The 15,933-nt window shown below is 39.0% G+C and carries 12 protein-coding genes; all 12 read right to left on the minus strand.

Annotated features, from left to right (window positions below):
• Positions 1-42 precede the first annotated feature (42 nt).
• The gene (locus ACSZOX_RS01405; protein ID WP_437917953.1) at positions 43-2,409 is read right to left on the minus strand and encodes a glycosyl hydrolase 115 family protein; all 2,367 of its coding nucleotides are present in this window, start codon (positions 2,407-2,409) and stop codon (positions 43-45) included.
• Positions 2,410-2,590: 181 nt separating this feature from the next.
• The gene (locus tag ACSZOX_RS01410) at positions 2,591-4,573 is read right to left on the minus strand and encodes an FUSC family membrane protein (protein WP_437917954.1); all 1,983 of its coding nucleotides are present in this window, start codon (positions 4,571-4,573) and stop codon (positions 2,591-2,593) included.
• Between the two features lie 121 nt (positions 4,574-4,694).
• Positions 4,695-5,915, minus strand: coding sequence for an aromatic amino acid transaminase (locus ACSZOX_RS01415; protein ID WP_437917955.1), 1,221 nt, complete (start codon positions 5,913-5,915; stop codon positions 4,695-4,697).
• Positions 5,916-6,404: 489 nt separating this feature from the next.
• Entirely contained in the window at positions 6,405-6,908 is a 504-nt protein-coding gene (locus tag ACSZOX_RS01420) for a MepB family protein (protein ID WP_437917956.1), read from the minus strand.
• 100 nt (positions 6,909-7,008) lie between these two features.
• On the minus strand, positions 7,009-7,146 hold the full coding sequence (locus ACSZOX_RS01425; RefSeq protein WP_437917957.1) for a hypothetical protein: 138 nt from the start codon (positions 7,144-7,146) through the stop codon (positions 7,009-7,011).
• Positions 7,147-7,230: 84 nt separating this feature from the next.
• Positions 7,231-8,673 (minus strand): phytoene desaturase family protein, encoded by a 1,443-nt coding sequence (locus ACSZOX_RS01430; RefSeq protein WP_437917958.1) that lies wholly within the window; start codon positions 8,671-8,673, stop codon positions 7,231-7,233.
• A gap of 53 nt (positions 8,674-8,726) precedes the next feature.
• Positions 8,727-8,903: a hypothetical protein gene (locus ACSZOX_RS01435; RefSeq protein WP_437917959.1), complete on the minus strand. Its 177-nt coding sequence runs from the start codon at positions 8,901-8,903 to the stop codon at positions 8,727-8,729.
• Positions 8,904-8,951: 48 nt separating this feature from the next.
• Entirely contained in the window at positions 8,952-9,611 is a 660-nt protein-coding gene (locus tag ACSZOX_RS01440) for a hypothetical protein (RefSeq protein ID WP_437917960.1), read from the minus strand.
• A gap of 235 nt (positions 9,612-9,846) precedes the next feature.
• Entirely contained in the window at positions 9,847-11,301 is a 1,455-nt protein-coding gene (locus ACSZOX_RS01445; RefSeq protein ID WP_437917961.1) for an MBL fold metallo-hydrolase, read from the minus strand.
• 265 nt (positions 11,302-11,566) lie between these two features.
• Positions 11,567-13,054 (minus strand): hypothetical protein, encoded by a 1,488-nt coding sequence (locus tag ACSZOX_RS01450; RefSeq protein WP_437917962.1) that lies wholly within the window; start codon positions 13,052-13,054, stop codon positions 11,567-11,569.
• On the minus strand, positions 13,055-14,407 hold the full coding sequence (locus tag ACSZOX_RS01455; protein WP_437917963.1) for a beta-carotene 15,15'-monooxygenase: 1,353 nt from the start codon (positions 14,405-14,407) through the stop codon (positions 13,055-13,057).
• Positions 14,408-14,445: 38 nt separating this feature from the next.
• Positions 14,446-15,822 carry a RagB/SusD family nutrient uptake outer membrane protein gene (locus tag ACSZOX_RS01460; protein ID WP_437917964.1) on the minus strand — a complete coding sequence of 459 codons (1,377 nt, stop codon included), beginning with the start codon at positions 15,820-15,822 and terminating at the stop codon, positions 14,446-14,448.
• Positions 15,823-15,933: the final 111 nt, after the last annotated feature.

Consider the following 15,933-nt stretch of genomic DNA (forward strand, 5'->3'; position numbering starts at 1 on the left):
CTACATAATCGTCAGAAATATGCAATGAACTAGGTGCTAGAATTAGTAAATAAGCACTTGATCCAAAATGACACCTTCATCCAAAGCAGTTAATTTAAGCTCATGTTTTCTTTGCTCCTTAATTGGCAATTTAAAACGACGTATGGCCTGATTTCGTAACACATTTTGTTTCCATTCCTCGCTCCGCCCTTCAGTCTTATACGAAACTTCCACAGGAGATTGTCCATCCAACGACACCGAAACTCTTAACTTTTTCCCGTCTACAGCATGATTTGGAAGCAAACGTATATCAATTTCGACGGAGTCTTTTGATGTATGTGAAAACTTTACTCCAATTTGTTTACCCGATTTTATCGCTAGAGCTTTCCCTTGATAACCTAGGCCTTTTATTAGTTTGACATCCCCCTTTACCATCTGAAAATCGGAACCCTTGAATACGTATTGCAGAGGTATATCAGCGATTAACTCGTTCACGTTCTTCTCCTCTACCATCCGTCCAAAAACAGCTAAGTTGCGAGGTTTATAGTCCATGATGCGGTTCCATTTACCATTTTCCAATTCATTATAGCGTTTCGTCAACGAAACTATACTATCGAATGCCCGATGACTATCATCCCAACTAGCCTTCTGATGTCGAGCAAGTTGCGCATACAAAACTTTGTTATTCATCTGTGCAGAAGCCTGAACAGGGTACTTCACCAATTGAAAAAAGGCAGATTGTAACGTTTTTGGAATCTTAGATGCTGTACGTTCGACTTCATCGGAAATAGCACTATAGTCTTTTATACGTTGATTAATTTCTGAAGTGCTCCACGCTAAATCTTTTACTAACTTATAAGAAGGATCTTGCTCCTCTACACGTGTATTTCCCATATGCTCAGGCTTACGTATATAGGCTAAACGGTAATATTCCCATTGGATATCTGTCAGATCCTGAGCAAAAGTAGAACCAAATTTATCCCCCAACCATGTTGACAAATGTTTTTCTAATCCCATGTCATTAACCTTATCAATATTCCAAGCCATATCTAAAAAGAGCTCAGTTTGATATTCCGCTGGCTTAATATCACCAACATTTAATATCCACAACTTCCGTACTCCCTTATCATAAGCTAGGGACATTTGCTGATGTAGTAAAGCTGGATTAATGGTAGATAGCCATAAGTAATCGTGCGGACGTCCCCAATAGGACACATGATAATATACGCCATTCCCACCAGTGCGTCTACGTTCCTCATCCGTGGGAAAATGCTTCAAATAACCATAGTTATCATCACACCAAACCAAAGTTACGTCCTCTGGGACCTCAAGGCCGTCATTATAGACATCAAGCACCTCCTTATAGGGAATAAAGACCTGAGGCACGGTGGTCGGATCTGTATCAATATACTTCTTTAACAATTCCCGTTGATCAGGTATCACTTGCGCAAGTACATCCTTATGTTCTTTAAGGGTCTTTACTCCCTGCATCATACCATCATGCTTCCCTCTTAGACCGATCGTAAAGATATTTTCTCCTCCTTTCAACTGCGACAGGCGCTCCGACCAATAACGAAGCAGTTCTGACTTATTGGTCACGTAATTATACGCTCCTTTTCCTACAACATCCCATTCTCTTGCACTATTTCGCATCAGTGGCTCACAATGTGATGTCCCCAATAGAATACCATATTTCGCAGCGGCCTCCTGATTACCAGGGGTAAAATAAAACGGTATAGACACTTCATGCATTGCTGGCCACAGGGTGTTTGCACGCAACCTAAGCAAAAGTTCGAAAATACGGGAATACGTTTTTGGACCTATTTGCCCCTTACGATCAGAAGGTTCATATGTCAGGCTACTCCAAGGCATCAATCCCCAATCCTCATCGTTCAGAAAGATGCCCCTATATTGCACAGAAGGACTCTGAATATCGCTATAGTTTGATGGCAAGGCCAACTTTTGTTTTTTTGTTGGTACAACATCCCCCCACCAAATCCAAGGTGATACGCCAATTAAACGGGAAAGTTCCAATACACCATAAGCAGCGCCTCGTGCATCGCTACCAATAACCATAAGAAAACTTGTTCCTTCATCTTGCACAACCTGCAATTGAAATGTTTCCCAGCGGCCTTGAACTCTAGAAAAGTCAATATTATATTTAGAAAGTAATTGATCAAATGCAGGATTTTCACCTACTATCCCAACAACAATCCCTTCTTTCTCTATTGAGGACGAAATTTTAAACCCTTTTTCTGAAACACTTTTTCCATCATCAAGAAGCATCGATAATGCAGTTTGAACAACGACTTCCTTTCCTACATAGGAAATGGAGACCTCTTTTTTGGGATTGATCAAACAGAATTTTTCTGCAGCTTTTCCATAGGTAAATGAGATGCAAAACAAAATCAATCCGATAATTTTCTTCATTTTGTAGGGGTTCTTTAACACAATTTCTAAAAAACTCGTGGACATACGTACAGAGAATGGGTTTAATATGGCATGAATATTTGGCTAAATATATACATTACAAAGTAAGTCAGCAACCTGCTGCGTCCTAGTGGCTGTAAAACCATTATCAAAATAGATGACGTGCAAAGGAGCCTGTAAATTAATCGCGCTCTAACTGTGCAAAAAGTTCCACGATACGTTTTGTTTTTGAATTTTCTAAAGTTCCAGCATATTGCCCTGTTAAATTCTCTTGATTATACTGAAGCCAAAGACTAGATATCATAGCATGAAGACGATACATATCGATATGTACAAGCTGTATATCGACAGTAGACGAAGCAATTTCTCCCGGTTCTTTTTGGGACTGCAAAACAGCATCTGACAATTTGGTTAGCGACAAAAATGCCCTTTTTCTAGCTAATCGGATTTCATAACGTTCTCCTTTCTCTCCTTTTAAAATATAGCTGCAAATAGCCTTATAGTAAAGATTGTTTTCTTGCCAAGCATTGGATAGTAGAGATTGGAGATTTTTATTGTGTCGCACAGGTACTAAAAACCAACCCAAATAGGCTAGCGCACACCCTAAGAATGTGAAAATAAGACGATTTCTAAAAACGTCTGACCAGTTGTCGTTATGCAGATGAAGTGCTATAATCACCATCGCCGTTATAAAAAAAACACTGATCATGTAATAGCGCTTATTGAAGAGCAGAAAACAGAAAAGCAAAAATCCAATTGTAGTCAACAATAAATAGGTGTTGCTAAAGATAAAAATGATCGACAGTCCAATACATACTCCGCCCATCGTCCCCAACAAACGCTCTTTATTCCGCCTCTGCGTCAGAAGATAACTAGGTCTAGCAACTACAATAATCGTAATAAGTATCCAATAGGTATACTTCATATCTGACAAGAGCTCTCCCAGCAATCCTCCCAATAAAAAGAGAACCAACATGCGCAACGAAAACAAAAATAATGGAGAATAACTCCGGATATGGGCAAACATATCCCTAAGCCCCAAAGAAAGTGGCGGTAACAAATTACTAAAATCAAAGCTACGTGCGTAAAAATCCTCCATGAGATTATCTCCCTTTTTATCATGAAGTTGTGTGATTGAGCTTAAAAAATTTCTCGCATTAGCAATTGCTCCCTGAATAATCTCCCCTACTTCAATAGGATATTTCTCCTGTATATTTTTTAACGTTTCCAAGCAGTCTTCGATCTGATTTTGTACGTCAAGAAGTTCTCTACTTTGTCTATTTCGATTTCTTGAGGCCAGATCGGTTCCATCAGCGATAAATAGCACCAATTTTTTTACTACCGCTAGTGCTCCTGATGGTTCTAGTTTATGACGAATAAGTTCATAATCATGATCTATTGCAGTCGTCATTCCGTAAAGATCAATGAGAACATAGGCTCTTAACCATAGGGTGTATTCTTTCTCGTCTTTTCCCTTGATATAATTCCGTCCGCGCAACAGCAAATGCCTTACGGTTTCCTGTTGATCAGCTAACTTTATGCTCATTGCAGCAACTTGATGATAAAGCATATCTAACGGCTGTTGGGCATCGTAACATAAGGCCTTCAAACGCAAAAGATTTGCAGTAGTTCTATAAGCATTTGAAATCGCCCGTCTTAGCTCCCATAAAGGATCAAACGCAGCATGTACAAGATTGACAAGATAAAACCAAGCGGTTCCAACCCCAACTCCAAAAGAAAATTCCAGAATATTCGAGGGCTTTAGCCCCATAACAAAAGCGATGAGAAAAAGCGAGGTGACACCGATCATTCCCAACCGAGGCCCTAATGCGGAAAATAACGTAAAAAACCCTCCCAATACCCCTATCAATAGAATCAACAGCCAATTGTAAGGCAGACTATAACCTACAATCAAACTGACCGAAACTGCACAGACAACGCCCCATAAAGCTGCGCGCAGTTTCTCTTTCCTAGAACCGGGAAAATCAGTCATCGAAGCATTCAAAGCGCCAATAACAAATGGGATAGTGAGGTCAAGCCCCCAAATGAGGGCTATACAAACGGCCGGTAGCATCGCACTTATCGTCGTACGAAATGATTCGGCACCGTATTCTGCAAGCAGTCCCCTGATTATCTTATTAACGCTATGTAGTTTCGCTTTCAATTATATAGTAGTTTACAGAAATCGTTTCTTTGTATCAATTGAAGACAAAGTTACAAACTTTAATTATTCTGCCATTCTTCCCGTAATTCTACCCAGCAAAAGGCAACATTGTAACTTCTATTTAAACAATTTGTATATCGGCAACCTGCTCTACGGCAAGCATCGCCCGGGCGACCCTTTCCAAATTATTACTATTAAGACCTGCGATACACATCCGTCCACTCCCAACCATATACACACCGTAATTTTCCCGCAATTGTTGAACCTGCATAGCTGTAAAGCCAGTGAAACTAAACATACCTTGCTGATCAATCAAAAAACGGTATCTTGAAGGATCAGCCCCCTCCAGACATAAAATGTCAAACAATTTGTGTCGCATGGTACGCATACGTATACGCATTTGATCTACTTCTTCCAGCCATAAGCCCCGTAAATTTGCATCTCCAAGAACTTCGTTTACTAACTTGGCTCCATATGAGGGCGGACTTGAATAGTTTCTTCGCACCATTGCCTTTAATTGCCCCAAGACACGGGCCGCCTCTTCTTCGGCATGACAAACAACGGATAATGCGCCGACCCGTTCGCCGTATAACGAAAAAATTTTCGAAAATGAAGTACTGAGTAAGAAATTGATTCCACGATCAACCATTGCATGTATAGCATATAAATCGTCTTGCAAATCCTTCCCTAATCCAAAATAAGCCATATCAACAAACGGAATCAAACCTCTTTCGGCTATGATTGGGATAATGATATCCCATTGTTTTGGGCTGAGGTCTGCTCCAGTTGGATTATGGCAACATGGATGTAAGAGAACTACACTGTTGGAAGGTAACTGACTTAGAAACTGAACCATCCCTTCAAAATTCACTTGATTTGTAGAGGGATCAAAATATGGATACTTACGAACGGCTAGCCCTGCACCTTCAAATATGGCGATATGATTCTCCCAGGTGGGATCACTAACCCAAACCGTACTTGTAGGGAACCATTTTTTCAAAAAATCAGCCCCGACTTTTAATGCTCCGGAGCCTCCCAACGTCTGAATACTGGCAACCTGCTTCTCCCTGATAAGCGTTGAATCTTTACCAAATAGCAATTTCTGTACATTGTCACAATATTCCTGATGTCCCTGCATAGGCAGATACAACAACGGACTTTGCTCCCTGCCATACAAATTACTTTTAGCATTTTTTATGCTCTCTAATAAGGGTACGTTTCCATTTTCGTCATAATACAACCCTATACTCAAATTGACTTTTGACACCCGTTTGTCATTAATATAGGCTTCCATTAATGAAAGGATCGGATCTCCTGGATATGTTTCGATATGTGCAAACATTTTATTCTTTGTATTTATAAAACCAAAAAAATCCTCTTTAAAAAAAAGGAATTGCTTTATTTTATCACAAAAATCGAATTAGACAAAACAAAAAACAACAATAGAGTATGCATTCAAAAAATAACATAAAAAAATAACAGAAAAACAAGAAAAACAACAGATAAACAATCTATAAAATCATTATGGGCAACAATCAAAAAAGACTGCATTGGGCAATGCAGTCTTCAGACTAACTAACTAAACATTTTTCACGGATCTAGCGAAGGAACAAAAATCAGGTAAAATCTAGATACCGCTGACGAAAATTTTGGACTATCGGTGCTGTCCCTGCACTATATAAATGTTGTAAGTATTCTTAATCAATTTCCCCCACGTCGAACTCTTTTCCTCACACCCGTTACACAAAAGTATTAACCTCAGCAGCCATCTCCTAGTTGAATTTTAGCTTTCATTGCTTAAATTTTAGCCGTTTCGAAATTTCGATATGTATCAGCAATTTTTACACGAAATAATAGCTTGATATTTAGCCTTATTTTCATCCATTAGCGTTGATAGATCAATAAAGTAAAATGATTGCCAACATTTTGTTTGTTTTGCCTGTTTATTGTTTACATTATCCCAGCTCGTATAAACGCGAAAACCGCGCTTACCTTCACCTTTCGCACTTGTTAAGATAGATTCACGCGCTAAAACATGACGAGGAAATACAAAGAAACCTTGGTGTTCTCCTTCTTCTGCAAATACAAGATAAAAATCATAGGGATCTTCCCCATGATAGGGTTCGGTTTCCCCATTTTTGGACCGTTTCCATAAAGTCACAAATTTACCTACCTTCTTTGGGGTAACTTTCGCAGTCCTACATATTAACTTTACAGCATTAATTTTAAAACTCCCTCCAGCATACACTATGCAGGTAGGATCCTCTTCCACATCAGAAATGCGCTCTCCGGTAAGTTCCAATAAAAGCCGTTCAAATCGTTTCAAATTTTCCATAGGGGATTAAGATCGTTTCAGAAAAAATAACTCCAACGGCCAACAACATACCATCGCAATTACCAAGTGTACGAAATTACGGAAAGTAAAATAATATAGACTAAGCGGCACCAATTACAGCAACAGATTGAAGCTTATCTACTTCCTGAACAGCCTTTGAATACCCAACATCTGTTTTTTTTTCTACTGTACCTGTGGAATACATTTTTTCTTGAAGAACATCAATAGCAAACGGCATAAAACATTAATCCATACATTACAAATTTGAACACGAAAAATCACATTTTTGTGTTATCGACTTTACGAGTTCGAAATGGCCTATTTATATATTTTCCAATAATACGTCCATATCAAAATGATCTTTTAGCGCTATTTTCGCCGCGTGAAATCCTGACATACCATGTACCCCTCCTCCTGGTGGGGTGGCGGAGGAGCATATATAGGTATTCGCTAAAGAAGTGCGATAAGGTGTTAAAGATAGCGTAGGTCGGGTATAGAGCTGAAAAATATCCATTACTCCTCCATTGATGTCCCCGCCCACATAATTGGGATTGTATGCTTCCAACTGTATCGGGCTGAAAGTATGACGAGACAAAATTGTATCTTTAAAACCAGGAGCAAAACGTTCTACCTGATTTTCTATATCTTCTGTATAATCTTCTCCAGATCCATTGGGAACGTGACAGTATGCCCACCCCGTATGCTTGCCTTCGGGCGCCCTCGTAGAATCGAATATGCTCTGCTGTGTAAACAGGACAAAAGGTTTAGTTACTTTTTTTCCAAGATGACTATCCTTTTCATTTTTTGCTATTTCTGCATAGGTATTCCCCAAGTGTACGGTAGCTGCCTCCTGACACCTGATATCCTTGAAAGGCGTCTTCTCTGATAAGGCCCAATCAATCTTGAACACCCCCATTCCCTGCTTATAGCGTTTTAACTGTTTTTTATAGCTTTCCGTAAAATTCAAACCTTTGATTTGTAAAAGCTGTTTTGGTGTAAGATCCAAGATCCGTATACTGTGAGCCGGTAAATCGGCAACATCTTCCAACCAGAAATTTGTTTGTATTTCTCCTCCAATAGACAAGTAATAAGATGCCAAGGCATCGGCAATTGATTGAGAACCTCCTATGGGAATAGGCCATCCATAACGATTTCCTATCGCAGATAGTACAATAGCTATGGCTGATGTCGTCCAATTGTCTAAAGGTTGAATACCGTGAGCAGCCATTCCTGACCAAAGCGCTTTCGCTTGTTCTGTTGAAAACCGACTTGCAATCCAACTCGCAGGTTGTAAAGCATCGAGTCCAAAAGAAGCCAACTGTAATGGTTTTTTGGGAAAACGGAGAGGCCCCATGATCGCTAATGCGAGATCATCCCAATTGTCAATTACCTTTTTAACTAAGGAAGAATAAAGTTTGCCATCCACGCCTAATCCTTTGACAGTTTCAGCAAGATCGCGGTATAAAAATGCCGTAGCTCCATTCTCCAGCGGATGCGCTGCTGCATAACGAGCTTGAACAAATTGTAGACCATGCGCTTCTAACGGTAATGTACGGAAAAATGGAGAAGCCATCGCCATAGGATGAATTGCAGAACAAACGTCATGTCTAAATCCTGGCAACGTTAATTCTTTGGTTCGTAACCCACCACCTATCGTATCTGCCCCCTCAAGAAGTAGTGTAGATAGGCCTCGCTGCTGTAATGTGATCGCAGCCGCTAAGCCATTAGGTCCCGAACCTACTATAATTGCATCATATTTACGCATAAAAGCCCTTTCTTTTCACGAATATACACGAATAACTTAGCATCAGCAGCACACTAATCACATCCTGTGTTCGGTGTATCTTCTCCTTTTCCTTTTTCATCCGTTATTGTTGTATCTGACAATTCTTTATCAGCATTCTTTTTGTTCGTTTTCGTTGAATCACATGCAGCAATCAGAACCGTCGTTACTGCAGCTAGAAATCCAATTTTTATAAGATTTTTTGTCATCATTTTTATGTTATTTTACCGTTATATATTACTTACCTGTACAGGAACCATCTAAATGGATGTCGCTTCAAACTCCTGTGTAAAATACTTTCTATAGCGTTGCTTCAATTCTTCACGTTGTGTCGAATCCAGCTTCTGCGCTGCATCTGTTTGCGACACAACAGTCGAAACAACCTTATAAACAGCTTTCCCATTTTCAACATAAAGCACAGTGGGAGATGATATCCTCTTTATAGAATCCACTCCTAAAACAGCATATGGATTTAAAATATCATGAAATTTACGGAGAATAGCCTGATACCCCTTACTGCCGGCTTCCGTTGTGATAACTTGACCGTTCTCCAATTCTTTTTTATCACGTATGTCATGAATATTAAGATAGTAAATCGTAGCGTGTTCTTCCTTTGCGAATTCCAAAAGTGGCCCTATTGCATTTCTAAACCAAGGGCATTTTGGCCAACCAAATAACACTATACCATTTTCTAAAGCCAATACACTATCTTCATTCGTGTAAACAATACGTGCATCATCAGGAATAGAAACATGTACTTTGCTGCTATCATTCAGCCGCTCTAATTCTTCTTTAAATCGAGTGGATTCTTCTTTCTTTACTACAACATCAGAATTTCGCACAGCATTCTTTTTTGCTGCACTATTCTCACACCCCACAAGTAGTGTAAAAATGGTTACGATTCCAAAAATTAGTTTCATATGTAAGTAATTTGTTTTTTAAAGGTCATATGGAATGTCCAAATTATTTTCATTCGTATTTGTGCTTTGCAAGCATGGACATTTCATATGTAAATAGTTATTTATGAGTGTTAGATTTCATTGGAATAAATGAGCTCATTACATTCGGTTTGCAATAATGGACATTTCATATATAGTTTTTTTGCGCTTTATCGATCGCGAAAAAGCTTTTTTTTGAATCTTATTTATTTTCCTCCTATCTCTCCTTGTTCTCTCCATATGTCTTCACAAGCTCTCCCACATCATAGACTGTAGCTTCTGGATATTGTCTTTTGATAATACTTACTGCAATCGCCGATCGGTAACCTGATGCACAATGCACAGCAAGAGGTCTATCCAACGGAATCTTTTTAAGCTGCTCATCAAGTTCTGCCAACGGTATATTGAGTGTATTAGCGAATACAGGAGACTCCTTCGCCTCTTTTTCTGTTCGAACATCAAGAACCAAATATTTGCTTCTCTCCGAATCGAAATTATTTTTATTAAAAGCTGTAAAAGACTTTGCTTGATAATTTCCAAAAGTGACCACACCTTTGATAAGTTGTTCGTACCCTATTTTAGCTACCTTTTCGAGTTGAGGCTCGATATCAGATTCGGAGTCAACCACTAGATAAAATTTTGACGTTGGATCCACTACTGTACCTAACCATGTTTCCGATTTCAATCGATCTGGAATATTGATTGCTCCTGCCGCGTGAGATTTGCTAAATAGATCTGAAGAACGCGTATCTATAATTAGATCCTGCGCTTCAGCTAATGCGATGGGATCTAGCCGAGGAATAGCTTGTATTGCAACCTGCAAACCAATAGCGCCCTGCTTATTCAGTTCGACATCGAAAGGAAAGTACTTCGGTATGTAAGGTTGATCGTTTAACAAGAGTTTAACAAACTCTTGTTCTGAACGATTCTCAAAGGCAAAATTGTGAATTTTCTCTTCTCCTATCGTGCTTTGCGTAGCCCCCTTTAATGCATTACCACAAAGGGATCCTGCGCCATGTGCCGGATAGACGACAACGTCATCTCCTAATTTCGCATACTTCTCGTGAACAGTGTGATAAAGCTGTTGAGCCAACTTCTTGCGTTCTGTCGCCGCTTCACCAGAATATGCTCTTAAATCTGGTCGTCCCACTCCTCCGACCAAGAGTGCATCACCAGAGAATAACGCCACTTCCCTATCTTCAACTTTTAAAAGTATGGATATACTATCTGGTGAATGTCCAGGGGTATTCAGAGCGTGGAGAATAAGATTATCGGTGAGTTTTAAACTATCCCCTTCATCAAATTTTTCATGGGGATACACGGCATTCGCAAGCTTACTATTATAAATAGGAACCTGCCTCTCTTCGTGAATCTGCGCATGAGAACTTACAAAGTCTGCATGGGGATGCGTCTCTATCACAGCTATGATTTCAGCATCGTGGCTCTTAGCGTATGCATAATAGGGCTGAGGATCTCGTGCTGGATCAATTAGAACAACCTTTCGATCGGCCAAAATCGCATAGGAAAACTGAGACAGACCTTTATCTTCAAATTGTTTAATCTCATATCCTGTTTCTTTTCTTCGATTTACACGCGAACAGGAAAAACTTTGTCCCCCCGCTGCTACGGCGAATGCCACCATCGAATTATATATAAATATTCTTCTTTTCATATGTAAATAATTTGTTTTTTAAAGGTCATATGGAATGTCCAGATTATTTTCATTCGTGTTTGTATTTTGCAATCATGGACATTTCATATGTAAATAATTATTTATAAGTGTTAGATTTTATTGGAATAAATGAGCTCGTTTCACTCGGTTTGTTTTTTAATGGTCATATGGAATGTCCAGATTTCCTTTGGAGAGCTCACTTCGTTCGGTTTGCAATCATGGACATTTCATATGTAAATTATATGTCTTTAATACCCAAATCCACTTAATACGTAAATAGCGTATTTTTCATATACCACTCTTTACCCGTCAAATAAGTTTCATCAATTTTTTCTAGCGTAACATCTAACGTATCACTGTTTATATCCACTCCACTCAAGCGAATAACATTTGGATTGGGTCTTTCATAACGCCACTTCAGAATATGTAAACTATCTCCAGTAGCTTTTCCATATAGCGCTTTTAATCCCACATCTAACTTTTTATCGAGGAGTGTGCGAAGGTCTTTAGAAAACTTTTGGTTTTTGTCTAGCAGATATAATGAATTCGCCGAGGAATCTATTTCATAATAAAGATAACTTTTCCCTCCTGCTCGTCCGGTAAATTCATAGGTTTTCAATACATCATTCAAGGCCGGAGTTCCATTTCCTAAGTTAATATCGTTTGGTTTATTCACCTTATATACAAACGTTGAATAGCGCTCAAAAAAAGCCTCATGCCAACGTACAGAATCTTTTGGGGAATAGGCTAATGTATCGCCGTTAAGAACAAAACGGGTTACATTGTAATGTCCAGCTGCCTTTGCAAGCCCTGGATTCACGGGTTCTTTTAATCTACCTTCATTATAAAATCGATCATATCTATAATATCCATAAACGAAGACGAACAAAAAGATAAGCAGCGATTTCACACCTATATAAGAAAACTGAGCCCATTTTTGAGTAAATTTTGGCACATAATAATCTGGATTGACAACTTCTCCTTTGATAAATAATTTCCATATATCAGGAATATATTGAATCAAGAGGAACAAAGACAGTAAAACGAAATAGGAACTATAGACATGGACTCCGCCATCATAAGCGATATTTGCATGCCCAATATTAAAAAGAACACCAGCATTAATAATTGCGCCAATTGCAATGGTTGGCCTAAAAAACAACAAAGTTCCCGCAGCAATTTCTAAAAAGCCTAAAAATATCTCGTAGCGGTATGATACGCCCACAATTTGCCAATACAACTTGAAAGGTGCATATTCTCCAAAATCTGTATTTAAGTTTGCTAACGAGGGAAATGGCATCTGCATCGGAAAAAACTTAATAAAGCCGAAAGCAATCAAACCAAGCGCGATTCTATAACGTACAACAACCCGCAACCAATAGTATAGAACTTTATAATTCGTATACCTACTATTCCTCGCGAGGATAGTCCATATCGCAGTCACCAAAGCTGCTATAAGTGCCGTCAACCACCAAGAGGCATAGGACGCAAATCCCCATCGACCACTTTCTGAATCAATATCGATCCATCCCTCTCTCGAACCTCCGGCAATTGTTGCTAGAAAATCGTAAAGAGAATCTGGCGCGAACAACTTTCCATACCAACTTCCGTCCAATGGAATAATCAGTAAAAGAAAAAAAACAAAAGCAAATCTAAATCCTACTTTCTCTCCATATTCCCATATCACAACATCCTTTTTGTCCGTCAGTGAATTAATATTTTGTATAGTTCCCATATCTATATCGTTATTCATTTAATAAATCTGTATTGGATTTCTGCGACCTTCTTTCAAGAGATATTTCTTTTGAATTCTTTCCAACCTAACATTTAGCGAATCCCCTGCGTTATTTATACCGCTTAATAATATCGTGTCAACACCAAGCTTCTTGTAAGAAAACTGAAAAAAAGCTGTAGAATCGGTTTTTCCTGTTACCTTCAATAAAGTATTGTCCTTGCCTTTATCTTTCTTGTATGTATACCGATAGAAATGGCGTCCAGCATTTCCTGCTGATTCGTAATTTCTATTTTTACTAAAGGCTATCCTAGGCTTTAAACTATCTACTTTGACCGGCGAATTATCTCTCACACTCAAGGTATTCCATTCTTCAAACACAACGTCTTTCCATCGAACAGGATCATCAAAACCATATGCTATTGTGTCCCCTTTCCACACAAAATCTTTCACATCGTAAACACCTGCTATTCCAGGAATTCCTTTTTCTTCTGGAAAAGGATAATTCGTCTGCTTCCAATAAGTATAAGCCTGCACACTGAAAATCGCTATTAAAAGCAGAAAGAAAGCCTGCAAAAATGGTCGCCATCGTGCAACAAGAAAACTATATGTCGGACGATAGCCGTCAGGATAAACAGTACGTTGTTTTAAGACCAACAAACTGTAAAAGCGAGGAAAATCGTACAGAAAAATCACCAAGGCCAAAAGAAACAGAAACGAGCTATAAACTTGTTCGCCTAATTCATAAACATAATTGACTATGACGACATTCAACAGAACCGCCAACAAAAGTCCCGATCCAATAACAGCTGTGCGTCTGTTCAAAAGAAATAAACCGCCCAAAATTTCAAGAGCTCCAACGACGGGCAGATATCCTGCAGTAGCAATCCCATTTGTCAGATAATAAAGTTTCCATAAGATAAAATCACCGTATTCAGTATGAAGCTCACTTAAAGTTGGTTCCGGAATCTGTATCGGCAAAATCTTAACGATACCAAGAAAGACGATAGCCAAAGCTAGCCTATAGCGTAATAAAACACGAAGCCAATAATAGAGTGTCTCCGAATTAGTGTTTGATCTTTTTGCCAGCAATCTATTTATGAAAGGGGTTACAATCAATGCAAAAGTAAACGCTACGCCCCAATTGTAATATCCCCGAATATCTGTTCCGGCATATAGACTTTCCGAAACAAAAGAGGTTCTGTAGGTTGCCAATTGAAACCAATTCTCAAAAGAGAAAAAATCACCGTTGGCTAATGATTGAAATAAATGCAGATCATACGGAATAAATAACACCAGAAAAAACAGTAGGCCAAAGTGAAGAAGAAAATCACTTCTCCTTCCGGAAAATTTAGTTAGGGTACGCACTGTCATAACAATATTTTTAAAGAAGATAAAATCAAAAGATAGTGCTAATCTAAGCCAGGATTTTGCTCGAGATTGGCGTCAATAGCGATTTGCGAATAAGGAATAGGAAGAACCAGTCTATTAGCAGTAGAAATATTCAACACCTCCTGTGCACGCCCTGTTCTGATCAAATCATACCAACGATGGTTCTCCAAAGCGAATTCCACTCTATTTTCCAACTCTATTGCCGTTATTAACTCTTCCTGCGAAAGAGATGCAGTTATTACTGCAACATTCGCTCTCGTCCTTATCGAATTCAAGTCTACTAAAGACGCGGCAAGGTCACCTGTAGCATTTCGTTCTGCTAAGGCTTCGGCACGTATCAAATATAATTCCGCCGTTCTTATCAAAAAGGCCGGGTCTGTCCGATCCGTTCTGTAATAAAGGTTGCCAATTAATACGGTAGGCTCGGTTGCTGTAGATGTTTGATAAACCAATGCCGATCGGTCACCTCCAACAGCTGTATTAGTAAGCAAGGTAAAGATATCAGTAGAAGGACGGATCCATGCGGTTCCACCATTGGCACTGGCAAGCCACTGTCCCGCTTGACTGTTGGTATTATTAACATCATAATATAACTCAAATACTGACTCTTTTGTATTCGATGTATTATTTGCATAGAAAGACTTGTAAGGAGAAACCAACGCGTAATTAGACACATCTTCTATCAGGTAGGATGCATATTTGATCGCATTATCCCAATCTTTTTGATAGAGATAATACCGAGCCAGTAACGCCCAAGCTGTCTTTTTTGTAGCTCGGATACGATTGGTGGTTTCTGGCAACAATTCCTCTGCTTTAAGAAGATCTTGTAAAACTTGTGCATATGTTTCTTCAACGGTACTTCTCTTCACTTGAGGTAAAGAACTGGCAGAAGAAGTTGGAGCAAGTACTAACTGCACGCCTCCCCATGTTCTAGCAAGATCGAAGTAAGCTAATGCACGAACAAAATAAGCTTCCCCTGTCAATTGATTTCTGGATGTTTCCGTAAAAGTAGCCGTGAGCGACAATTGAGGAACTTTCTCTATCACATGATTGGCTCGGTTAATCGTATTATAGATCTGATTCCATGCCGTTGCCAAAACAGCCAAATCCGATTTAACAGTATGGCTAGTTAAGGTTTGGTGAACAGTTTGACTGCCTCGATAAACGATATTATCGGCAGAAAAAAAGCCCAATAATTGGAAACTATAACCGTAATAGTCATCGGACCTCAAAGCGCTATAAATTCCACGTACAGCCGTCTCTGCCGATGTTTCATCGACAATAGTAACCTGATCCGATACGGAGTCCTGTGGCTCTACATCTAAAAATGATGTGCAACCTGTAAAGGCAAAAGTTAAAAAATATACGGCTAAATATATTATGTTCTTTTTTTTCATCTTTTTAATTATTTATTCATTTATCTCTGTTTTCAATGCATTCATATAGATATCAACATGATGATTCCCAGAATAAGGCAAGAAAATGAGTCTTTACACTTGGTTTGAAAA

Source organism: Sphingobacterium sp. LRF_L2, from assembly GCF_965644235.1.
Lineage (GTDB): Bacteria > Bacteroidota > Bacteroidia > Sphingobacteriales > Sphingobacteriaceae > Sphingobacterium.